This window comes from Maribacter algarum (ex Zhang et al. 2020) (genome assembly GCF_005885635.1).
In the GTDB taxonomy this organism is placed as follows: Bacteria; Bacteroidota; Bacteroidia; order Flavobacteriales; family Flavobacteriaceae; genus Maribacter_C; species Maribacter_C algarum.
In genome coordinates this window covers 1,075,272-1,096,992 of sequence record NZ_VATY01000001.1, presented here as the reverse complement: position 1 = coordinate 1,096,992, position 21,721 = coordinate 1,075,272, and the positions used below count along the sequence as shown (strand labels likewise).

The following is a 21,721-nucleotide window of genomic DNA, read 5'->3' as shown; positions in this document are numbered from 1 at the left end:
CTGATAGTTAACTATTCACATTGAAGATAACAGAACTTTAGTCCGATTATAATCTAAATAAAATCAAGACCAATGAAAAGAAGAAACTTTACCCGAAATATTTTACCTGTATTAATGGTATGCGTTCTCATAGGAATGTATGCTTGTAAAGAGGACAAGAAAACGAATAATGAGGATAAGGAAGCTGTCAGTGTTGCTGAGGAAATTAATGAACCCTTTTTCAAGCTTTCACTCGCGCAATGGTCAATTAATAAAATGATTCGCAACGATAGTGTTGACCCGTATACTTTTGCTGAAAAAGCAAAGAGTTGGGGTTTTACAGGATTGGAATATGTAAGTCAGCTGTACCCGGCGGATTTGGAGAATAATCAATATTCTGATGAAGTTATGGCTGCATTTGTAAAAAAATCCAATGCTGAAGCTAAAAAGCATGGTATGCAGAATGTATTGATTATGATTGATCGTCAAGGCAATTTAGCTGTAAATGATGAAGCGGAACGCAATGAAGCTGTTGAAAACCATAAGAAATGGGTTGATGCAGCTGCCGCTATGGGTTGTCATGCAATTCGTGTGAATTTGAATGGGAGTATGGTGCCTGAAGAGTGGAAGCCAAGTGCGGTTGATGGACTCACCAAACTCTGTACCTACGCGAAAACAAAAAATATCAATGTACTCGTAGAAAATCACGGAGGTCTATCGTCAAATGGAGCATTGCATGCGGAAGTTATGAAAGCAGTCAATCTTGATAATTGTGGAACTTTACCCGATTTCGGAAATTTCTGTATCACTAGAAATGAAGATTGGAGTTGTAAAGAAGAATATGATAAATACAAAGGTGTTGCGGAATTGATGCCGCATGCCAAAGCGGTAAGTGCCAAATCAAATGATTTTGATGAAGCAGGAAACGCCATTGGAATCGATTATGTAAAAATGATGCAAATGGTAAAAGATGCTGGATATACCGGTTTCATCGGCGTTGAATACGAGGGAAGCATCCTAAGTGAGGAAGCAGGAATCAAAGCAACCAAAGATTTGATGTTAAAAGTCGCTAAGGAACTTAATTAGTCCCCAACCAAATAAATATATTTCAATTCGTGAAAGTATTTTTCAACCAATTGTTCGATTACAATTTTTACTGTAATAAAAAGTTGATCGAGACCTGTTCCGCTTTAGACGATATACCTGAAAAGAGCATATGGCTTTTCAGTCATATTCTTAATACCCATCACCGATGGAATGCCAAGTTGATGGATAAAGAAGCAGAGTATGATGTATTTCAAATCCACGAGATAAAGAATTGGGGTGATATTCATTACGAAAACCAAAGAAGTTCGTTTGAAATTACATCCAATGCCGATGATTTTGAAAAGCGTATTGATTACGAAAACGCTGAGGGGAGATTGTTTACCAATACAGTGCAGGATATCCTATTTCATATTATCAATCACTCAACACATCATCGAGGTCAGATGGCTACTGATTTTAGACAAAATGGACTCGAACCACTTCAATTGGACTACGTATTTTACAAACGATAAACAGGAAAAAGTATGAATTCTAAAGTTCGGGCACAGCTTTCTGTGATGATGTTCTTAGAATTCTTTATCTGGGGAAGTTGGTTTGTTACCATGGGGATTTATCTTCCAAATACATTGGGTAGCAGCGGGTCCGAAATATCACTTGCATATTCGACCCAATCTTGGGGGGCAATTTTAGCGCCCTTTTTCATAGGTTTGATTGCCGATCGTTATTTCAATGCAGAACGTATTTTAGGCGTACTGCATTTACTCGGAGCAGTACTTATGTATTTGCTCTATACCACCTCAGATTTTGCAGTGTTTTATCCTTTTCTACTAGCATATATGATTATGTATATGTCTACTTTGGCTTTGGTAAATTCAGTCTCCTTTAATCAGATGAAAGACCCAGCGAAAGAATTCTCATTTGTCCGTGTATTCGGAACAATAGGTTGGATAGCTGCGGGACTTCTGATTAGTTTTTTCGGATGGGATTCGCAAACGGGAATGTCGGATGGAATTCTGAGAAATACCTTTTTAATGGCGGCAATATCCTCTTCAATCTTAGGTGTTTTTAGCTTTACATTACCAAAAACACCACCTCGAGTTTATAGGTCGAAGAAAGTAACCTTATCTGAAATTCTTGGCTTGGAAGCACTTGGACTTTTAAAAGATAGAAACTTCTTAATCTTTTTTCTTGCTTCAGTATTGATTTGCATTCCGTTAGCCTTTTATTTTCAACACGCCGGACAATTTTTAGGGGAAGTCGGAGTAACCAATCCGGCAGGTAAAATGACTATTGGGCAAATCTCCGAGATTTTGTTTATGTTGTTGCTCCCCTTCTTTTTCAAGAAGTTTGGATTTAAGAATACCATTTTAGTGGCTATGCTCGCATGGGGCCTCCGCTATCTTCTATTTGCTTATGGTAATGCAGGTGAACTCACATTTCTATTATTAGGAGGAATAGCACTACACGGAATTTGCTATGACTTTTTCTTCGTCTCAGGACAGATTTATACCGATACGAAGGCAGGTTCCACCTATAAAAGCGCAGCTCAAGGATTGATTACATTAGCCACTTACGGTATAGGCATGTTAATAGGATTTTGGATTGCCGGAAAAATAACAGATACCTATCTTGTTGCAGGAGGAACTCATAATTGGGAAGCCATTTGGCTATATCCTGCAGGTTTTGCTGCTGTAGTATTACTTTTATTTGCCCTTTTGTTCAAAAATGAAAAAATCGCTTACGAATCTTAGATATTTTATATATTCATAATCCTTAAAGAAAAACATAACATTAATACATCAATTCCATGCCAAAGAAAATAAGATTAGGAGTATTAGGAGGAGGGGGAGACTCCCTCATCGGAGTATTACATCGCGTTGCAGCGCATATCAATGATAACTATGAAATCGTCGGAGGATGTTTCAATCCAGATTTCAAGGCTAACAAAGCTTTTGCAAGAGAAATAGATGTTCCCTTAAAACGAATCTATCCTGATTTTGATACACTCATAGAAGAGGAAATGAAGCTTCCTGAAAATGAACGTATTCAGGTTTGCTCAGTTCTGACACCGAACTTTTTGCATTTTCCAATGGCAAAAAAGCTATTGGATAACGGTTTTCATGTCATTTGTGAAAAACCAATGACTACTACTTTGGCCGAAGCAAAAATTTTGCAGAAAGCACACAAAAAGGCAGGAACGGTCTTTGCCTTAACGCATACATACACCGGCTATCCTATGGTACGCCAAATGCGTGAAATGATTAAAAAAGGTGCTATTGGCAAGATTCACAAAGTGGATGCGAGATACTACCAAGGTTGGATAAACACTATTATCCATGACAAGAAAAAAAGAAATTCAGTTTGGCGATTAGATCCGAAAAAAGCAGGAATCAGCTCTTGCATGGGCGATATCGGCGTCCATGCTTTTAATATGGTTGAATATACCACAGGGCTTAAAGTTAAATCACTATTGTGTGATTTCAACTATCTCTACAAGGATAATAAGATGGATGTTGATGGAACGGTTTTAATCCGTATGGATGAACACGTGAAAGGCGTTATTCGAGGCAGTCAAGTAGCAACTGGTGAGGAAAACGGATTGGCTATTGCCATTTATGGTTCTAAGGGAGCGTTCAGATGGGAACAGGAAAAGCCTAACTTCTTATACAAAATGAGTGATACGGAACCGCTTCAGGTTTATAAACCAGGTCATGCATATAATTCTAAACTTTCTTTAGACGGTACTAAGCTTCCAGCGGGTCACCCAGAAGGTATTTTTGATTCCATGGCTAATATTTATTTAGGAGCTGCGAAGGCCATTCGTGGTAAAAAGTATAACGATGGTGAATTTCCAACTATGGAAGATGGAGTTCGCGGAATGAACTTTATCGAAGCCACGGTAGAATCACATAAGAAAAAGAACACTTGGGTTAGGATGATGAAGTAATTTTCAATAAAATATGGAATAGAAAAGGCCGCTATTTAGCGGCTTTTTCTTTATAAGATATTTTTATTTTTTCCGTTCAAAAACCTTTTCAAATTCTTGACATACGATAATCATACTTTCCCGAGGAACGCGTTCGAATTGTTCTAACTCTCTTGTGTAATAATCCCAATGTACTTTTTTCCAATAAGCTAATGATTTATCTCCTTCGCCTTCAAGACGTGCATATTCTTCGGTAATACTAAAGAAAGGTTTGAGTGTTACCTTGGTTGTTTCAACAATGCATTGTGCTTTGCCTTCCCAGTCAGTTACAATAAGAAAGTCACCAATTTTAGGTAATCTTTCGTTCCTATACTGAAGTCCTAGTAAAGAATCCGAAGTAGCTTTCTTAATACCGTCTTTTACGAGTTTGGCACATGTATTCGCATCTTCTTCATTATCACAAAAATGATAAACTTTTGGGGGTTCGTGGAAGACATCTTCAAGATGATTTTTTAGATAGTCCCCCCACATGTTATTGGCTGAAGCGTTGTCCATGAAATGTTAACGTATGGCGGTTAGTTAATATTGTTAGTTTCTAAATATAAGAAGCTTTTAGGAGAACTCCCCTGTTTTAAATTGTTCTGCCGCATGGTTTGCAGCTCTGGCTGTAAATGCCATATAGGTCAATGACGGATTCACACAACTAGATGAGGTCATAAAAGCTCCATCAGTTACATAAACATTGGGTACAGAATGCACTTGATTGTTCTTATTCACAATTGAGTTTTTCGGGCTGTGTCCCATTCTTGCGCCTCCCATTTCATGAATAGCGCTTCCCGGCCCATTTTGAGTATCGTACCCATGCACATTTTCAAAACCCGCTCGTTCAAATATGGCGATAGCCTCATTGACCATATCTTTGCGCATCTTCATTTCGTTATCTTTGTAGGCAACATCAAAGTCAAGCAACGGTAACCCCCATTTGTCTTTTTTGTCTTTACTCAATCGAACTTTATTTTCATCGTAAGGTAAAACTTCACCAAAAGCGGTCATTCCAATTCGCCAGGTACCTGGTTTCAAGATTACATCCTTTAAATTTTTCCCATAAGAGGTTTCAGCAATTGCTGATGACCAATCACTCCTGCTTGCTCCACCTTGGTAACCGAATCCTCTGACATAGTCTTTGCGTTTCGTTTTTTGGTCAAGGTTTACGAATCTAGGAATATAGTATCCGTTGGGCCTTCTACCCTTATAATACTTATTTAAATAACCTGGTACATCGGCACTTGCTCCGGCCTGAAAATGATGATCCATAATACCATTGCCAAGCGCTCCTGAATCATTACCTAAACCATTAGGAAAACGCTCGCTTTTTGATTTCAATAGAATACCGACAGAGGCCATTGCCGAAGCACAAAGGAAAATAAATTTAGTCTTGAACTCCAATTTTTCATGGGTTTCCGTATCAATTACACGAACGCCGGTTGCTTTTTTAGAGGCTTCATCATAAATGATTTCATGAACAATTGAATTTGGTCGAAGGGTCATATTTCCAGTTCTTTCCGCGGCGGGTAAAGTAGAAGAATTACTACTAAAGTACCCTCCGAAAGGGCAACCTCTACTGCATCGATTCCGATATTGACAAAGTGTTCTGCCTTCTTGATCTTCAACTACTCCGGTTAAGTTCGCGCTGCGTCCTATAGTCAACAAACGACCGTCATCGAACTTTGTTTTCATTGATTTCTGAAGGTCTTGCTCCACACAATTCAGCTGCATAGGCGGTAAAAATTCTCCATCAGGAAGTTGTTTCAAGCCTAATTTTTCTCCGTTTACACCAATGTATTTTTCAACTTTATCATACCAAGGTGAAATATCCTTATAACGAATGGGCCAGTCAATACCGTGACCATCTTTTCGGTTAGCTTCGAAGTCAATTTCGCTAAAACGATACGATTGTCTTCCCCAAGTAATCGAACGCCCACCTACATGATAACCGCGCATCCAGGCAAAGGATTTGGTTTCTTCATATGGGTGGTCGACCGCATTAACGAAAAAATGGGCATTATCCTCACCAGGAGCCCATTTTCGATTTTCAGTATGAAATTTCTTTTTTTCTTTTGACGACAATTGACCTCCAAGTTTAAAATCCCAATTATCCTTATTCATAGTAGGATAATCTTCTATATGTTTTACCATGCGGCCTCTTTCCAAAACCAGAGTTTTAAGCCCCTTTTCACATAGCTCTTTAGCGGCCCAGCCCCCACTGATTCCTGTGCCAACTACAATAGCGTCGTATAAAATATCTTCCATGAAAATGGTTTAGGCGAATTTACCGGCCTTAAATTCCTTTGCAGCATGATTGGCAGCCCTAGCAGTAAATGCCATATACGTCAAGGACGGATTTACACAATTAGATGAGGTCATAAAAGCACCATCGGTAACATAAACATTAGGGACGGAATGAATCTGATTGTGCTTATTTACAATGGAATTTCTAGGACTATGGCCCATTCGGGCCCCGCCCATCTCGTGAATCCCTAACCCTGGTCCAGAAGGTTCTTCATAAGGTTCCACATCTTTGAATCCGGCAGCTTTGAACATCGCAACAATTTCCTTTTTGATATCCTTTCTCATATTCAGCTCGTTCTCTTTGAACTCTACATCGAAGTCTAACTGTGGTAAGCCCCATTTATCTTTTTCTGTTGCACTTAAAGTAACGCGGTTGTCATCATGTGGCAAGAACTCTCCAAAACCGGTAACGCCGATTTCCCAGTGACCGGGTTTTAGAACCTCTTCTTTTAAATCTTTACCATATCCCATTTCGGCAATTGAAGCTGACCAATCATTCCGGCTTGCAGTGCCTTGATAACCGAAGCCACGAAGGTATCCTTCACGTTTTGTTTTCTCATCAAGATTTACAAACCGTGGTATATAAAAACCGTTAGCTCTACGTCCTTTGTAGTATTTATCTAAATGACCCTCGACTTTGGCCCTTGCGCCTAGTTTATAGTGATGATCCATAATTCCTCTACCCAATGCGTCTGAATCATTACCCAACCCATTAGGGAATCGCTTTGATTTTGATTGCATCAAGATACCTACCGACGCCATTGCTGATGCACATAGGAATATTACCTTGGCTTTAAACTCTAGTTTTTCATGGGTTTCCGTATCAATTACCCGAACTCCAGTTGCTTTCTTAGTTTTATCATCATAGATTACTTCATGTACTATGGAATTGGCCCTTAGTGTCATATTTCCCGTACGTTCAGCGGCAGGAAGTGTGGAAGAGTTACTGCTAAAATATCCTCCGAAAGGACAGCCCCTCCAACAGCGATTTCGATTTTGACAAACCCCGCGACCTTCAAAAGTGGAATTTGGGTCAGTAATATGAGCCGTTCTACCAATGGTAATTAAACGTCCATCGTCAAATTTTTCGGCTGTAGCTTTTTTAAAATCTTCCTCAACACAGTTTAAATCCATCGGCGGTTGAAACTTCCCATCAGGTAATACATCTAAACCAAGTGCTTCCCCACTAACCCCAATATATTCTTCAACTTTATCATACCATGGCGATATATCTTTATATCGAACAGGCCAGTCTATACTCACCCCCTCTTTTTTGTTCGCTGAAAAATCTATGTCACTCCATCGGTAACTTTGACGACCCCAGGTTAAGGAACGCCCTCCGACTTGATAACCACGAATCCAGTCAAAGCGTTTGGTCTCCACATAAGGGTGTTCCAAGTCATTGACAAAAAAGTGTTTGACGTCTTCTTTGGGAGCCCAATTCACCCGTGATTGAACATGGTACTTTTTCTTGTCCTCAGCAGATAATTCTCCTTTTAAAGGATAATCCCATGGGTCATCGTGCATCGTTGGATAATCTTCAATGTGCTTTACCATTGGCCCTCTTTCGAGCACTAATGTCTTTAAACCGTTTTCACATAGTTCCTTAGCAGCCCAACCGCCACTTATACCTGTTCCGACTACAATGGCATCGTATTGTTCTTCTGGATTCATTCTAGATTTCTTATGGTTTTCTGATGGTATTCCCTATATTTATAACTTCACTTGGAAAGAAAGTACAGGGAACATTTCCTCACTAAATATAGGGTTAAATTCCCATAATTTTTAGATTCAATAACTTCTAGTAACACATAAAATGAAGACAATAAAAGGACCAGCAGTATTTTTAGCACAATTCGTAGATAGCAAAGCTCCATTCAATACCTTGGATGGAATGTGTAAATGGGCTTCTGATTTAGGTTATAAAGGCATTCAGATTCCCACTTGGGAAAGCTTTCTTATCGATTTGGATAAGGCTGCTGAAAGCCAAACCTATTGTGATGAGCTGAAAGGGAAAGTCAATTCGTACGGACTGGAAATCACGGAACTTTCAACGCACCTTCAGGGTCAATTGGTGGCGGTACACCCTGCATACGATTTAATGTTCGATAATTTTGCTCCTGATAATGTGAAGAACAATCCGAAAGCAAGAACGGAATGGGCAGTGGATGTTGTCAAGAAAGCCGCTACGGCCAGTCGAAGATTGGGTATCACAGCTCATGCTACTTTTTCAGGTGCTTTGCTCTGGCATACCTGGCATCCATGGCCACAGAGACCTGCGGGATTAGTAGAAATGGGCTTCGAAGAATTGGCCAAACGTTGGATGCCAATTTTAAATCATTTTGATGAAGAGGGAGTTGATGTTTGTTATGAAATTCACCCAGGTGAAGATTTACATGATGGCGATACTTTCGAACGATTTTTGGAAGCCACAGGAAATCATAAACGGGTAAATATTCTTTACGATCCAAGTCATTTCGTTTTACAACAGTTGGATTATATTGAATATATTGACCACTACCATGAGTTCATAAAATCATTCCACGTCAAAGATTCAGAATTCAACCCAACTGGGAAAAAAGGTGCTTTTGGAGGCTATAATGATTGGGGAGACCGTGCAGGACGTTATCGTTCCTTGGGTGACGGTCAAATCGATTTCAAAACCATTTTTTCAAAGTTGACACAATACGGATGTGATGTTTGGGCGGTAATGGAATGGGAGTGTTGTATTAAAAGTCCGGAGCAAGGAGCACGCGAAGGGGCGATTTTCATCCAAGATCATATAATTGAAGCGACAGAGAAGACCTTTGATGATTTCGCTGGAGCGGATGTGGATAAAGACATGCTAAGAAAAATACTAGGAACATAGTAATAACTAAATATAGACCACCAATGAAAAAACTTCTATTTACAGCACTTTTGACTAGCCTAGTCATCGGATGCAAAGAAAAAGCAAAAGGGGTTGAGGAAAAAGCTTCTAATGCAATGGCCAAAACTGAAATGGAAGTTCCGCAAAATGAATGGAAGGTTCTTTTTAATGGTAAAACCTTTGATGGTTGGCACGAATATAGAAAGGAAGGGGTTTCGGAACAATGGAAAATAGAAGATGGCGCTATGGTTTTCTATCCCCCAAAAGAAAGAAATGGTGAAAGCTACAATTTGGTTTCAGATAACGAGTATACTGATTTTGTACTTTCTATAGAGTGGCGAATCGCGGAAGCTGGAAATAGTGGTATTTTTTGGGGTGTAAAGGAGTTGCCAGAGTTAGGGCAACCTTACGAAACAGGACCAGAGATTCAGGTGCTTGACAACGATAAACACCCCGATGGTAAAAATGGAACGAGCCATCAAGCAGGAGCGTTGTATGATATGGTCTCACCTTCAGAAGATGTTACCAAAGCCATTGGGGAATGGAATCTATGTGAGATTACCATTAACCATAAAACGAACATGGGAATCGTTGTGCTCAATGAGGTTGAAGTTGTGAATTTTCCGGTAAATAATCCCGAATGGGGAGAAATGGTTTCGAAATCAAAATTTGCCGATTGGGAACATTTTGCCAAGTACACAACTGGCAAAATAGGAGTGCAAGATCATGGTGATGTTGTGGCCTATAGAAACATCAAAATAAAAGAGTTATAAGTAACCTGAAATAAGTTCAACAATGAAAAAATTATATATCCTAGGAGTTCTATCTATTGCTCTATTTTCATGTCAAGAAAAGATAAAGGAAGAGGTGGGTGAGACTTCTACCGAGGTTAAAGATGAGGTTATAATTCATGAAGAGTACACTAAACCAGAACCAACTGAACCAGAAGGAACGGAGTACTACGAACCTAAAGTACCTGTTGTTGGTCCAGCTACCAACGGAAAAGTTCCGAGTGATGCGATTGTTCTTTTTGATGGAAGTTCTTTGGATGGTTGGATGACTGTTCAAGACAGCACAGCTGCTAAATGGCATATCAACAAAGACGGAAGTATGACCGTTGCTGATAAAACAGGAAATATCAGAACCAAGCAGGAATTTGGAGATGTTCAATTGCATATCGAATGGAGTTCACCAGCTGAGGTGCAGAGAGATGGACAAAACCGAGGGAATAGCGGAGTTTTTCTTAACGGAATTTATGAGGTCCAGGTTCTGGATAATAACGATAATGACACTTACGTCAACGGACAGGTAGCCTCAATTTATAAACAACATACTCCTTTGGCCATGGCTTCAGTGCCTTCAGGAGAATGGAATACTTATGAGATCATTTATCATTCACCCGAATTTAATGCTGAGGGCGGTAAAATCAAGTCTGGAACTCTGACAGTTATTCATAATGGAGTTTTAGTTCAAGACCATGTAGAAATAAAAGGAACTACACCTTACATCGGTTGGCCTAAAAACCCTGCTCATGGTAAAGGTCCTTTAATGCTACAAGATCATGGTGACAATAGTCGCGTGAGCTATCGCAATATTTGGGTACGGGAGTTATAACATGACTATTCTTGCTTTCATGAAAACCAGTACCTTTGCCAAAATCTAAAATGACTTTATGATTCAATCAATGACCGGTTTCGGGAAGCATGTAATACAACTTCCGTCTAAAAAAATCACCGTTGAACTTAAATCTCTCAATAGTAAGAACTTAGACTTAAATGCACGGATGCCCTCAGCGTATCGCGAAAAGGAATTGGAGCTTCGGAAAATAATTGCAAGTTCCTTAGTGCGAGGTAAGGTAGATTTTGGGTTGTATGTAGAAACTACAGGTGGAGAAACTTCTGCGCAGATTAATGAAGAGGTTGTCACGACTTATATGAAACAATTGGGTGCAATTGCCGAGGGTGATGATTTACGTTTGCTTGAGATGGCTCTTCGGATGCCTGATGCGATGAAGACCGAACGAGAAGATATCGATGAAAAGGAGTACAAGGCGATTCAATTGGCTTTGAAAGAAGCCCTTTCTGAAATCAATATTTTTCGTTCTGAAGAGGGAAATGTACTTGAGAAAGATTTTATAGATAGAATCAAAAACCTAGAAGGATTGCTTGCCAAAGTGATTGAAATGGATCCAGATAGACAAGCAGATGTACGTGAACGTTTAGACAAAGCGGTAGCGGATATCAAAGCTGATGTAGATGCTAATCGTTTCGAACAAGAGCTGATTTATTACTTAGAAAAGTATGATATCACTGAAGAGAAAGTTCGTTTGGCAAATCATTTGGATTACTTTGATAAAACTTTAAAATCTGATGATTCTAATGGTAAAAAGTTAGGCTTTATATCCCAAGAAATCGGACGGGAAATCAATACTATAGGTTCAAAGGCGAACTATGCCCCCATGCAACAATTGGTGGTGCAAATGAAAGACGAACTAGAGAAGATTAAAGAACAAATGTTGAATGTACTCTAATGAAAGGTGGAAAACTGATTATTTTTTCGGCTCCTTCAGGAAGTGGTAAAACAACTATTGTTAGGCATCTTCTAAAGCAATCTGAATTGAATTTGGCCTTCTCGGTTTCAGCAACATCTAGACCAAGAAGAGGTAAAGAAAAAGAAGGAGAACACTACTATTTTATTACCGTTTCTGAATTCAAACAACATATTAAGAAAGATGATTTTCTAGAATGGGAAGAAGTCTATCGTGATAATTTTTACGGAACCCTCAAAAGTGAAGTTGAACGACTTTGGGCGGAAGGCAAGAATGTTATTTTTGATATTGATGTGGCAGGTGGACTTAGAATTAAGAAGAAGTTTCCAAAAGAAACCTTAGCAGTTTTTGTAAAACCCCCAAGTGTTGATGAATTAAAGATTCGATTGAAAAAGCGCAGCACTGAAAGTGATGACAAGATAAACATGCGTATTGCCAAAGCTTCCGTTGAGCTCGCAACTGCTCCTCAATTCGATAAAGTCATAAAGAATTACGATTTAGATACCGCCTTGAACGAAGCGCATGAACTTGTTGCTGAGTTTGTGGGAGTTAACCAAACAGAGTAGATTCCCGCCTATGCGGGAATGAAAATAAATTTCCTATTAATGAAAAAAATAGGTCTTTACTTCGGAACATTTAATCCCATTCACATTGGTCACATGGTCATTGCCAATCATATGGTCGAGTTTTCCGATTTGGATGAGGTTTGGTTCGTCGTCACACCCCAAAGTCCGTTTAAGACGAAGAAAACCTTGTTAGATAATCATCACCGTTATCAAATGGTATTTGAGGCAACGAAGGACTTTCCAAAGTTAAAACCCAGTAAAATAGAATTTGATTTGCCTCAACCGAACTATACTATTAATACCCTGGTACATTTGGATGAGCAGTATGGCAAAGAATATCATTTTTGCCTTATTATGGGTGAGGATAATTTAAAAGGTTTCCATAAGTGGAAGAATTTCGAGGCTATTTTGGAGAATTACGACCTCTATGTGTATCCACGAATTTCAGAAGGAAAAGTCGCACATCAATTCAAAGAACATCCGAAGATACATCAAGTGAATGCGCCAATTATGGAGGTTTCGTCAACCTTTATCCGAAAGAACCATGCTGCTGGTAAAAACATCAGAACCATGCTTCCGGATGCAGTTTGGAACTATATGGATGAGATGAATTTTTATCGGTAGAATTATTCATCCATAGTTACCCATCGAAATCGAATCTTCTTATAGTCATCCGTTTCGTAGATTACTCCCAAAGTATTTTCATTAAGTTTTACCATATCTGAATAGGCAGATGAGCCATCATGGATTTTGAAGAGCGATTGCCAAGTTTCCGATTCATCATAACTTGCCATTACGATTAAATCAAGTCTTTTATCTCTATGAGAAGGAGTTGAAAAGAGCAGCACGTTTTTACTAGCTTCTTTTTCAGAACTCCATCGAAGCAAGGCTGATTGTACAACTGGACTTGGAAATCTATCGGATTCTACAACGGCATCTGAAAAGCTGAGTCCACCATCAGAACTGTAGGTCTCCCCACGATTCTTTTCTAAGGAACCTCCATTTTGGTCACGTGTGTTGACATAGATTCGACCGTCTGTTAATTCAATAATAGTAGTTTCATTGGCCAAGACTTCATCCTTTAGATTTTTGTCGACCGCCCCAATATTCCAAGATTCACCCTTGTCATCTGAGTAAACGAGTGCCATTGTGTAGACCTTATTTCCTTTTCCAATGCTTATCGCCACTGGGGCAATCAATCGACCCTTATGGGAACCATATTTTAATTCAACACCATGAACTGGGCCCAAAGCATGCCAACGCCAATGTTTTCGTTTTACCTGTCTGGTGATTTCCTTGGGAGTTTCCCAGGTTTCACCATTATCTGTAGAAGATGTTACGTAAGCTTTTCGTTCTTCTTCAGGTCCGTAATCTTTGTTCAATACATCATATTCACTCAAGGAAGTTGTATTGAAAAGCAGCACGACCCTATTCTCTGAAGCGACAAAAATAGGAACGGGATTTTGAACGGCCAGTGTATCTTGGTCGTATAATAAATTCAAGGGTTCCCAAGTCTTTCCATTGTCAAAAGAGCGTCGATATACCAAATCGATATCACCAAAATCACTAGTAGAATTCTTCCGCCCCTCAGCAAATGCAATCAAAGCGTTATTCGATTTGATTAGTGATGGAATTCGAAAAGAGAAATAATCTTGAAGTCCTGAATAAAAAGGAATTGATGTATTTGTAGAGTCTTGTGAAAGGTCATTAAATGAAGGATTTTTTACAGTTTGAGCATTCAATATGATGCAAAAAAAACCGAAGACAGCTAACAAAAATGATTTTCTCATGATGAGTCAAATAACTTGCTGGAAAGTACGTCATTTGACCGATAATATCGATTGTCTATTGAATACCCTCTTGATACTCCTCAACAAATTCTTGAATTGGAGTGTCGTCAATAAAAACATTGTCCAAAACTGCAGTGCCGTCTTTTACAAATACCAAACCATAGCAGATTTTTGTTGTGTCGACTTGTGCTTCCCGAACTGAAATTTCAGCATCATATGCTTTGTTTTCATTCATATAAAAGCGATCAAAGGGTAAGTCAAAATTCACCCTGTTATTGCGGTTGTATCTGCTTTCGGCAATGACATAATCGTCTGAAGTATCCATCAAAGTTTTGCTTACGTGTTTTACTGCCGCAAAACCCGCTGCATCGGTTTTCAAGTACACAAAAACGTTGCCGCTGAAATCGTCCCAACCTTCTTCATCTGTCGCAAAAGAATCCATCTCATAGTTTAAAACAATGAATTTGCCTCGAAAAGGGTCTGAGGGGTCGATGGGTTGTGTTTTAAACTTGTAAGCTGTTCCTGTGTGAAGGGTATCCTCTTGTTGGTATATCATTTGGGCAGGAACGAATAATTGGACAGCAAACAGAAGAAACAGCAGAGTGATGTATATAGATTTATTCATGGGTTTGAGTATTTGAAGTTGAATTAAGAGCGGCTTTACGCTGCTTTTTTATCAAAAGGTAATTGGCGAAAAAGAAACCGGCGCCAACGGCTATAAATAGGATTCCCCGAAAGATAAAATCGAGATTTGTATCGAAGAACCTACAAATAATTAATGCTGTAATAATTAGTAAGCCATAATTTAATATTCCGTAACTGGACTTGTTAATTCCAATACGAACTGCGAAAATACCTAAGGCAGCAACCAAAAGATTCGTTGCGACAATGCCGTAAACGGAACCTATACCTCTAGTCAGGTATAGCAAACCTATAATCATAAAGGCGTATTGAAATAGATTGAAACCTTGCACCTGTTTTTTCAAATGTAAATAGGCCAAAGTGGCAATACCTGCAATAAATAGGATAATGGTAATCAACACATCGCTTCCGTGGTAGGTTTCTTTGATTGCATCTTTCCAGAACCATTCAAAGGTGAGAATGGTTAAAAGAAATATGGTACCTAATGAACCAATAATGGTAAAACCATTTCTTCTTAGTTTTTGATTTTTGAATATTGATAGTTGACCAAGGTTATAAAACAATCCGAAGAGCCCTATGTACATTAAAAGTAGTAATGTGTCACCATTTGTAAAAGTGCCAAGTACAATGACCAGACTTAGTGGTAGAAGCCAATTTATTATTCCTGTAATATTGGTTTCTGCCTTTTGTCTTTGTAGCATCATATAATAGGGAATGACCCAAGCAAATAAAACTAAATACAGCCAAGGGGTATGACCAATGCTACTAAATGAGTATCCGGAATAACAAGCGTACCAAGTGGCAAGTACTAGATGGATAATTACAGCCAAGTTTGATCTCATCAAATATATCAATGGTGCTGTGATTACTGTCCATACCAACAGGAAATCACTCAAATCACCTGGAATATTATATATCTGACTGACCAATGATATGGTCGCACCAACAGCTAAAATTAAGAAGGTAGCCGAAGACTCAATCCAGGTTGTGCTTTTCTTTTTGATTAAACTAAACCCACACGCGATTTGACCAATCAGAAGCGGTAAAAAAGCAAAAGAGGTTTTTATGTTTCGAGGCATATCATCCCAGTTGTGGGCGATGATAAGAATGATGCCCAAACCGCTTAACAATGCCCCTAAAACACCAAAAATGGTAAAGAGGCGATTCGGTTTGCTTTCATCTTTTGTATGATAGAAAGCCGTAATCTTTTGAGCGGTTTCCGAATTGATGATATCAGCTTCCAAAAGCTCGGCAAGCTGCCTTTCAAGTTTTGAATTCATTTAATGGTATTTTTAGAATAACGTATTAAGAATTTCGGAATTGCATTTTAACAGTTCTGTAGGATTAAATACAAGCCTGTCTGGTGAATCAAACAGGCTTGTAGTAGCTAAATTATTTCTCTTCAACGCTATCCAAATATTGAATATCACGTGTATTTTTTTGTACAGCAACTGCCGCAAAAAGACTCAAGGTAAATGACATGCCATAGAATCCTTTTTCACTAAGGTCTAAATCGGCATTCCATAATCCAATCACTAGAAGCGTGACAGAAGTAAGTGTTGTGAACCAACTAATACCATAATACATATCGGAAACTTGAATTCCCTCTTGACGGTCACGAACACTTTTTTGGACGGATACTACCGAGAAAAGTCCGAAAAGTAGAATAGTAAAGTAGTAGCCTTTTTCATTCAGTTGCATGTGCGCATTCCAAAGACCAATACAATAAGATACCATTCCTATAAGCACCGCCATCCATGAGGCGGATACAAACGCGGAAGTTGGCCTTCCTGTAAACTCTTCAATTTTCTTGATTTCCTTTTTTTCATTAAATGTTGAATTTTCCATTTTAATTTGATTTAGAAATTTCGATTATTTAGGGCAAAGATGGGGGAGAATGCCTAGATATGAAATACAATATTCCCAAAAAACTTACGATTAAATAATATAATTAAATCATATATTTCCTATATTTATTGATATAATAATAAAATTTACTTATGTTTTAATGTATGGAATAATTGCTATATTAAATACACTTACTACCGATGAGAAGCAAGAATTCGTTCTTCAATTGCGACGAAGGAACCGCCGGACAGATACCAAAAATGAAAAGCTTTTTAAACTTATCGACTCGGGAAAGACAAAGGATTTAGACATACAACTGTATGGTAAGCCTTCTCGCAATGCCTTTCATGCACTATGCAAAAGGCTTCAGGATAATTTGATTGATTTTGTTGCCAGCAAGAGCTTTGCGGGTGAGACATCTGAAGAACTTGAAATCTTGAAACTGCTTTTAGCGAGTCGTATCTTCTTTGAAAAGAAGCTGAACAAGCTTGCGTTTAAAACTTTGGAAAATGCGGAGCGGATGGCCATTCCCCTGGACTTATATTCAATCCTTAATGAAATTTACCATACTAAGATTCAATATGCACATTTGAATACGAATTGGGTGCTAAAGGAAATCATCGAAACTTCTGAAAATAATATGATGTTATTTCGACAAGAATTTCATTTGAACAGAGCCTACGCGGTTATCAAATCAAGATTGAAGAATACCGAGCATAGTTCAGTATCGGATATTATTCAAAACACCTTTTCTGAATTCCATATAGAAGTTAATGAAGCCCTTACTTATAAATCACTATTCCAGTTAATGGAGTTGACTGCAACAGCGGCAAAAGCACAAAGTGATTTTTATGCGATTTCTCCTTTTATGCTAGAACTTTACGATATTGTGGATAAGAAAAGCAGTCTTAAAAACAAACATCGCTTTTATCATTTAAGTATTCTGAATTTACTGGCGATAACTCAGTTCAGAAATAAAAAGTTTGAAGCTTCAATGCGTTTTACCAAGGAAATGGAGCAAGAGATGCGAAAAGAAAACAATACCTACTATAAACGTTTCGAGGAGAAGTTAGTTACTCTTAAAGCTTTGAACTACAATTACACTGGAGAACATGTAAAAGCACTTTCTATATTAAAAGATTTTAAAAGCGATTCTCTGGATTTAAAACTCCTCATTGCAATGTGTTTATTTCAGCAAGATGAGTTTTCGGGGTCTTATCAAATCATTAAAAATCTGAGTCATACGGATACTTGGTATGAGAAAAAAATGGGATGGGTTTGGGTAGTAAAAAAGAATCTTATCGAGATTTTATTACTAACGGAGTTGGATAAGTTAGACCTTGTTCTCGTGCGTCTACAGCAGTTCAAACGTAAGTTCTCAAAATTGCTCCAAAACAAGGGAGAAGAACGCGTTTTAGCATTCGTAAAGTTGATTAGCAGATATTATGAGAATCCGAACCAAGTAACCAGTCGCGTGTTCAAGAATGAAGTAGAAAATTCATTTGAATGGATAGGTAAAGAACAAGAAGACATTTTTGTAATGAGCTTTTATGCCTGGTTAAAGGCTAAAATGGAAGAAAAGAATCTATACCATACTACTATAGAATTGGTAACTTAAAAAGGATTTTTGGGTTGATTCTCTAAAAACGTTTCAGCCCATTCAAAGGCCGACTCTAGGTTGTCAAATACATGAATGGGACGTTTCATAAAAAGACGTTCTAAGTTGGCAAGCATACGTCTGCGTCTATTAGTGGCGACAATGGCCAGGGCCTTAAAATTAGGAAACATACTTGCAGCCTCATAGTAGCCTGTAGGATCTATTGAATAGGAATGAAGTCGGTGTGATATGTAAACAAAGTTTTCAGCATACCCGAATATCTGGGCGCCTTCCTGCAAGGGTTCTACGGCGGTCTCAAAAGTTACGTGAACTCCCTCTTTCACCTCTCCAACAACCATATTTGAGTAATACTCAAACTTTCCGATTTTGGTTTCTAGGGTAGATAATACCTTTCTATTTATTTTTGTCGTTGTGCCCATTATCACTTAAAAGTTAAACAATATAACCTTATAAGTCCAGTATTAGTTCAGGAAAAAGTCGAAAAACCAGATTTTCGTTGAACGCTATCAAATTTTCGGTAACTGAAATTTTTCTTGTGAGAAAAACCGCAACCTTCACTGACAATATCGAGGAATTATTATTCCAGATACGTGCTTTTTGTCAAAACATCGGTGCCCAAGTATTTGTCATCTTTGTTGTAATACCATGCTCGGATTTTTGGCATTTTGATTCCTGAGACTTCTTCTTCCCCAGTGAGAAGAATATATTCTCCGTCCGGTTTGGATTCGTCGCGAAAGAATTGATATACTTCCATGGCATAGGTTTTTGGGTCAAAATAAAAATACCAAATATCACCCCCAACCTCTTCTTCATAAGTGACTTTTAAAACCATATATTCCTTGCCCTTGAACGTTTTCTTTTGGGTTTTAGGGTCTATAATGGTTCCTGGGTCTTTTAATTTCATGGGTAATCCATAGAGATAGGTATAGTAGTTTTTATACATATTTGCCCGCTCGCACGTCAGCCTATGCTTCTTTTTATCTTCTTCAGAAACCGTAGCATTTCCGTTCAGCATTAATTTACATTCTCCTTTTTCCAAGACTTGTTTTAAGACAACACCATCTTTTTCAGAGATGAGTTGAAAATACTCTCCAGAGAGATTTAATACGATATCACTAATACGCTCTTTTCCGTCAGGAGTACTCATAGTAACACCAAAGTTCCCTTTAAAAGAAGACCAAGAATTATTTGGGTCGTGATATGAAATAGCTTTGTCAAGGAGTTCTTCGCCTGAAAGAAGTTGGGCGCTCAATGATGAACTAATACTTAGAATACCAGCAATAGCAATAATTAATTTTTTCATGACAGGTTGTTTATATGCTACCGGCATTGACGTGCCCATCATAAGTTTCAAGTAGACTCATGGTGGCTTTCAACAAATCTTTGGTTTCCAATAAAAGACTGAAGTAAAGTGCTGTATTTTTCGGACTCGATTCATCAGCTCTTGTCCGTTCAATCTGCTTCGTTATTTTTTGATCTAAAGTATGTAATAACTGATCCTTATTTATAATGATTTCCGTAAGCTGGTCATAGGCTTTGGTATCGAAAATTGTTTTTATTTCGGTGAACAATTCATCGATAAACAAGTCGGTTTCCTTTAGGTCCTTGATTTGATTGAAACGTAACTTTTTGTGATTGTTGTTTACATGCTTGTAGCTGGCCTTTGAAATGTATTCCAAAGATTGGGTCATATCCTGCAAATAGCTTAAAGCCGTTATATAAAAGTTACTTGCACCAACACTGGAATCATCTAAATTCTTGATGAAATAGAAAATATTGCCACGGAGGTCTTCTACTTCGTTGTTCAATTTGGCAATTCCCTTTTTACTCTTTTTAAGTCGGTCAATATCGTGTTTGGAAAGTCCGTCAATCGCTTGCGTATATATCTTATTCGCTCTATTGATAGTCAAAGAAACGTTAGAGGAACTTTCTTCTATAAGCTCAATAATGGAATTACTCTCTGATTTTTGAAGCTTCTCTTCTAATTTCGTTTCCTTCATTTTCTTGTTATGTGAGAGGTAGTTTCTACCAATCAATAAAAAGGCAATGACCAATAGCACCCCGATAGCCCAAATACCACCTAAATGTATGATATATGCAATGATTGCGGCGGCAGTAAAGGCGCTAATTGCGGTAAAGAACCATCCGCCGATAACATTAAGCACCCCAGCAACGCGATAAACTGCACTTTCAGGGCCCCAAGCACGATCAGCCAAAGAAGTACCCATCGCGACCATAAAGGTTACATATGTGGTCGATAGTGGAAGTTTCATTGAGGTTGCAATTGAAATAAGTACGCTAGCTACCATAAGGTTAACAGCTGCCCTAACCAAGTCGAAAGCCGGAAGGTCTTGTACTCTGCTTTTAGGAATATAGGTATACGGTTTTTCAAAGCAGGAATCAATTTTAGCCACAAGCGATTTTGGAAGGATTTCCCCGAGGTTCTCTGAAGCTTGAATGGTCAATTTGACAATCTGTCTCGATAGAAAGTTCGGTTGAAAACGCTCATCACCTTCATCTTGACGGGAAAGATCCACACTGGTTTTGACCACATTCTTTGCTTTCGAAGAAAACCAAAGCGTTATTACCATAATAACTCCCGAAGCCAATAGAAGTAGAGTAGGAGTGCGAACCGGTTGATTCTCCATGGTATAATTGGCAGCTTCAACACCGGAGGCCGACCAAGAATTAAACCATTCCAATGCAGCTAACGGAACACCTATAAAATTGACCAAATCATTTCCTGCAAAGGCCATGGCTAAAGCGAAGGTTCCTAAAACAATGATTAGCGTGTATATGTTTATTTTGAAAAAACTGCTTACCAGCCACGAAAATAATGTCCAGATAACGAAATTCCCCAAAAGAAAAATCTCTGGATTTTCACCGATATAACCCAATATTTCAGGACTAAAAATTGAAGCACTTTTTAAACCTTTTACAATGATAAAATAGATGATTGATGTGATAGCAAAACCACCGAACAAAGCGCCGACCCATTTAGGTCTTTCATTGAATTTAAAAGAAATAAGAATTCTTGAAACAAATTGGATAAGGGCACCTATAGTAAAGGCAACAACTACCGAAAGTAATATGCCTAGTATAATTTCGGTCGCCTTCTCAGTATTGATGTAGTTTGATAATTCGGAAAATCCACCTCCAGAACTGGAAATCTTTACCAATGAAATAGCCACTGCGGCACCTAAGAGTTCGAAAACAATGGAAACGGTTGTAGAGGTTGGCATTCCCAGAGTATTGAAAAAGTCAAGGAGCAAAATATCGGTAATCATTACCGCCATAAAGATGATCATGATTTCGGCGAAGACGAATTCGGAGGGATTGAAAATACCCTTTCTAGCTACCTCCATCATACCGCTGGAGGACATTGCTCCAAAAGCAATTCCTACACTTGCGACAATCATAATTGTTTTGAAGGAAATGGCCTTAGAACCAATAGCCGAATTCAAAAAATTAACAGCATCATTACTAACCCCTACTACCAAGTCGGTAATGGCTAGCACGGCTAGCGCGATAATCATAAA

21 protein-coding genes are annotated in these 21,721 nt (G+C 38.4%); 11 read left to right on the top strand and 10 right to left on the bottom strand.

Annotation, left to right across the window (positions count from 1 at the left end; genetic code table 11):
* Positions 1 to 72: 72 nt before the first annotated feature.
* The 4 genes from FEE95_RS04700 to FEE95_RS04685 are packed head-to-tail and all read left to right on the top strand — an operon-like array spanning position 73 to position 3,973.
* Positions 73 to 1,065 carry a sugar phosphate isomerase/epimerase family protein gene (locus FEE95_RS04700; protein WP_138656667.1) on the top strand — a complete coding sequence of 331 codons (993 nt, stop codon included), beginning with the start codon at positions 73 to 75 and terminating at the stop codon, positions 1,063 to 1,065.
* Positions 1,066 to 1,094: 29 nt separating this feature from the next.
* Positions 1,095 to 1,538 carry a DinB family protein gene (locus FEE95_RS04695; RefSeq protein WP_138656666.1) on the top strand — a complete coding sequence of 148 codons (444 nt, stop codon included), beginning with the start codon at positions 1,095 to 1,097 and terminating at the stop codon, positions 1,536 to 1,538.
* A gap of 12 nt (positions 1,539 to 1,550) precedes the next feature.
* A complete protein-coding gene (locus tag FEE95_RS04690) occupies positions 1,551 to 2,777 on the top strand; it encodes a nucleoside permease (protein WP_138656665.1) in 1,227 nt (408 codons plus the stop codon).
* A gap of 56 nt (positions 2,778 to 2,833) precedes the next feature.
* A complete protein-coding gene (locus FEE95_RS04685; RefSeq protein WP_138656664.1) occupies positions 2,834 to 3,973 on the top strand; it encodes a Gfo/Idh/MocA family protein in 1,140 nt (379 codons plus the stop codon).
* A gap of 63 nt (positions 3,974 to 4,036) precedes the next feature.
* Here FEE95_RS04685 and FEE95_RS04680 read toward each other — a convergent pair whose 3' ends face one another.
* The 3 genes from FEE95_RS04680 to FEE95_RS04670 are packed head-to-tail and all read right to left on the bottom strand — an operon-like array spanning position 4,037 to position 7,975.
* On the bottom strand, positions 4,037 to 4,507 hold the full coding sequence (locus tag FEE95_RS04680) for an ASCH domain-containing protein (protein WP_138656663.1): 471 nt from the start codon (positions 4,505 to 4,507) through the stop codon (positions 4,037 to 4,039).
* Positions 4,508 to 4,564: 57 nt separating this feature from the next.
* Complete coding sequence (locus FEE95_RS04675) at positions 4,565 to 6,262, bottom strand: GMC oxidoreductase (RefSeq protein ID WP_138656662.1); 1,698 nt, start codon at positions 6,260 to 6,262, stop codon at positions 4,565 to 4,567.
* Positions 6,263 to 6,271: 9 nt separating this feature from the next.
* Positions 6,272 to 7,975: a GMC oxidoreductase gene (locus FEE95_RS04670; protein ID WP_138656661.1), complete on the bottom strand. Its 1,704-nt coding sequence runs from the start codon at positions 7,973 to 7,975 to the stop codon at positions 6,272 to 6,274.
* A 142-nt stretch (positions 7,976 to 8,117) separates the two neighbouring features.
* Between FEE95_RS04670 and FEE95_RS04665 the strand changes: the two genes are divergently transcribed.
* The 6 genes from FEE95_RS04665 to nadD are packed head-to-tail and all read left to right on the top strand — an operon-like array spanning position 8,118 to position 12,908.
* Positions 8,118 to 9,170: a sugar phosphate isomerase/epimerase family protein gene (locus tag FEE95_RS04665; RefSeq protein WP_138656660.1), complete on the top strand. Its 1,053-nt coding sequence runs from the start codon at positions 8,118 to 8,120 to the stop codon at positions 9,168 to 9,170.
* Positions 9,171 to 9,193: 23 nt separating this feature from the next.
* Complete coding sequence (locus FEE95_RS04660; protein ID WP_138656659.1) at positions 9,194 to 9,943, top strand: 3-keto-disaccharide hydrolase; 750 nt, start codon at positions 9,194 to 9,196, stop codon at positions 9,941 to 9,943.
* Between the two features lie 22 nt (positions 9,944 to 9,965).
* Positions 9,966 to 10,784, top strand: a complete 819-nt coding sequence (locus tag FEE95_RS04655) for a 3-keto-disaccharide hydrolase (RefSeq protein ID WP_138656658.1) — start codon at positions 9,966 to 9,968, stop codon at positions 10,782 to 10,784.
* A gap of 58 nt (positions 10,785 to 10,842) precedes the next feature.
* Positions 10,843 to 11,700: a YicC/YloC family endoribonuclease gene (locus FEE95_RS04650; protein WP_138656657.1), complete on the top strand. Its 858-nt coding sequence runs from the start codon at positions 10,843 to 10,845 to the stop codon at positions 11,698 to 11,700.
* Positions 11,700 to 12,284, top strand: a complete 585-nt coding sequence (gene gmk / locus FEE95_RS04645; RefSeq protein WP_138656656.1) for a guanylate kinase — start codon at positions 11,700 to 11,702, stop codon at positions 12,282 to 12,284. Before FEE95_RS04650 ends, gmk begins: the two co-directional genes overlap by 1 nt.
* Before the next feature lie 39 nt (positions 12,285 to 12,323).
* Positions 12,324 to 12,908, top strand: coding sequence for a nicotinate (nicotinamide) nucleotide adenylyltransferase (gene nadD / locus FEE95_RS04640; RefSeq protein WP_138656655.1), 585 nt, complete (start codon positions 12,324 to 12,326; stop codon positions 12,906 to 12,908).
* A 2-nt stretch (positions 12,909 to 12,910) separates the two neighbouring features.
* On the opposite strand, the gene FEE95_RS04635 is transcribed toward nadD, so the two are convergent.
* The 4 genes from FEE95_RS04635 to yiaA all read right to left on the bottom strand — a co-directional run bounded on the left by FEE95_RS04635 (position 12,911) and on the right by yiaA (position 16,564).
* Positions 12,911 to 14,074 carry a sialidase family protein gene (locus tag FEE95_RS04635; RefSeq protein WP_138656654.1) on the bottom strand — a complete coding sequence of 388 codons (1,164 nt, stop codon included), beginning with the start codon at positions 14,072 to 14,074 and terminating at the stop codon, positions 12,911 to 12,913.
* A gap of 55 nt (positions 14,075 to 14,129) precedes the next feature.
* A complete protein-coding gene (locus tag FEE95_RS04630) occupies positions 14,130 to 14,699 on the bottom strand; it encodes a GDYXXLXY domain-containing protein (protein ID WP_138656653.1) in 570 nt (189 codons plus the stop codon).
* A complete protein-coding gene (locus FEE95_RS04625) occupies positions 14,692 to 15,996 on the bottom strand; it encodes a DUF2157 domain-containing protein (protein WP_138656652.1) in 1,305 nt (434 codons plus the stop codon). Before FEE95_RS04625 ends, FEE95_RS04630 begins: the two co-directional genes overlap by 8 nt.
* A gap of 112 nt (positions 15,997 to 16,108) precedes the next feature.
* On the bottom strand, positions 16,109 to 16,564 hold the full coding sequence (gene yiaA, locus FEE95_RS04620) for an inner membrane protein YiaA (RefSeq protein ID WP_138656651.1): 456 nt from the start codon (positions 16,562 to 16,564) through the stop codon (positions 16,109 to 16,111).
* A 160-nt stretch (positions 16,565 to 16,724) separates the two neighbouring features.
* Between yiaA and FEE95_RS04615 the strand changes: the two genes are divergently transcribed.
* Positions 16,725 to 18,182, top strand: coding sequence for a hypothetical protein (locus FEE95_RS04615; RefSeq protein ID WP_138656650.1), 1,458 nt, complete (start codon positions 16,725 to 16,727; stop codon positions 18,180 to 18,182).
* Here the strand turns inward: FEE95_RS04615 and FEE95_RS04610 are convergent.
* The 3 genes from FEE95_RS04610 to FEE95_RS04600 all read right to left on the bottom strand — a co-directional run bounded on the left by FEE95_RS04610 (position 18,179) and on the right by FEE95_RS04600 (position 21,718).
* Positions 18,179 to 18,601 carry an STAS/SEC14 domain-containing protein gene (locus FEE95_RS04610; protein ID WP_138656649.1) on the bottom strand — a complete coding sequence of 141 codons (423 nt, stop codon included), beginning with the start codon at positions 18,599 to 18,601 and terminating at the stop codon, positions 18,179 to 18,181. The genes FEE95_RS04615 and FEE95_RS04610 overlap by 4 nt on opposite strands.
* 158 nt (positions 18,602 to 18,759) lie before the next feature.
* Entirely contained in the window at positions 18,760 to 19,485 is a 726-nt protein-coding gene (locus FEE95_RS04605; protein WP_138656648.1) for a DUF6503 family protein, read from the bottom strand.
* Positions 19,486 to 19,495: 10 nt separating this feature from the next.
* Positions 19,496 to 21,718 carry an inorganic phosphate transporter gene (locus tag FEE95_RS04600; RefSeq protein ID WP_171036982.1) on the bottom strand — a complete coding sequence of 741 codons (2,223 nt, stop codon included), beginning with the start codon at positions 21,716 to 21,718 and terminating at the stop codon, positions 19,496 to 19,498.
* Positions 21,719 to 21,721 lie beyond the last annotated feature (3 nt).

Excerpts from the sequence above, each read along its gene's own strand:
- FEE95_RS04650 (WP_138656657.1), top strand. The coding sequence starts at position 10,843 with ATGATTCAATCAATGACCGGTTTCGGGAAGCATGTAATACAACTTCCG.
- gmk (WP_138656656.1), top strand. The coding sequence starts at position 11,700 with ATGAAAGGTGGAAAACTGATTATTTTTTCGGCTCCTTCAGGAAGTGGT.
- FEE95_RS04610 (WP_138656649.1), bottom strand. The coding sequence starts at position 18,601 with ATGGGCACAACGACAAAAATAAATAGAAAGGTATTATCTACCCTAGAA.
- FEE95_RS04635 (WP_138656654.1), bottom strand. The coding sequence starts at position 14,074 with ATGAGAAAATCATTTTTGTTAGCTGTCTTCGGTTTTTTTTGCATCATA.
- FEE95_RS04630 (WP_138656653.1), bottom strand. The coding sequence starts at position 14,699 with ATGAATAAATCTATATACATCACTCTGCTGTTTCTTCTGTTTGCTGTC.
- FEE95_RS04690 (WP_138656665.1), top strand. The coding sequence starts at position 1,551 with ATGAATTCTAAAGTTCGGGCACAGCTTTCTGTGATGATGTTCTTAGAA.
- FEE95_RS04700 (WP_138656667.1), top strand. The coding sequence starts at position 73 with ATGAAAAGAAGAAACTTTACCCGAAATATTTTACCTGTATTAATGGTA.
- FEE95_RS04605 (WP_138656648.1), bottom strand. The coding sequence starts at position 19,485 with ATGAAAAAATTAATTATTGCTATTGCTGGTATTCTAAGTATTAGTTCA.
- FEE95_RS04685 (WP_138656664.1), top strand. The coding sequence starts at position 2,834 with ATGCCAAAGAAAATAAGATTAGGAGTATTAGGAGGAGGGGGAGACTCC.
- FEE95_RS04680 (WP_138656663.1), bottom strand. The coding sequence starts at position 4,507 with ATGGACAACGCTTCAGCCAATAACATGTGGGGGGACTATCTAAAAAAT.
- FEE95_RS04660 (WP_138656659.1), top strand. The coding sequence starts at position 9,194 with ATGAAAAAACTTCTATTTACAGCACTTTTGACTAGCCTAGTCATCGGA.
- FEE95_RS04665 (WP_138656660.1), top strand. The coding sequence starts at position 8,118 with ATGAAGACAATAAAAGGACCAGCAGTATTTTTAGCACAATTCGTAGAT.
- FEE95_RS04625 (WP_138656652.1), bottom strand. The coding sequence starts at position 15,996 with ATGAATTCAAAACTTGAAAGGCAGCTTGCCGAGCTTTTGGAAGCTGAT.
- yiaA (WP_138656651.1), bottom strand. The coding sequence starts at position 16,564 with ATGGAAAATTCAACATTTAATGAAAAAAAGGAAATCAAGAAAATTGAA.
- nadD (WP_138656655.1), top strand. The coding sequence starts at position 12,324 with ATGAAAAAAATAGGTCTTTACTTCGGAACATTTAATCCCATTCACATT.
- FEE95_RS04655 (WP_138656658.1), top strand. The coding sequence starts at position 9,966 with ATGAAAAAATTATATATCCTAGGAGTTCTATCTATTGCTCTATTTTCA.
- FEE95_RS04670 (WP_138656661.1), bottom strand. The coding sequence starts at position 7,975 with ATGAATCCAGAAGAACAATACGATGCCATTGTAGTCGGAACAGGTATA.
- FEE95_RS04600 (WP_171036982.1), bottom strand. The coding sequence starts at position 21,718 with ATGATTATCGCGCTAGCCGTGCTAGCCATTACCGACTTGGTAGTAGGG.
- FEE95_RS04675 (WP_138656662.1), bottom strand. The coding sequence starts at position 6,262 with ATGGAAGATATTTTATACGACGCTATTGTAGTTGGCACAGGAATCAGT.
- FEE95_RS04615 (WP_138656650.1), top strand. The coding sequence starts at position 16,725 with ATGTATGGAATAATTGCTATATTAAATACACTTACTACCGATGAGAAG.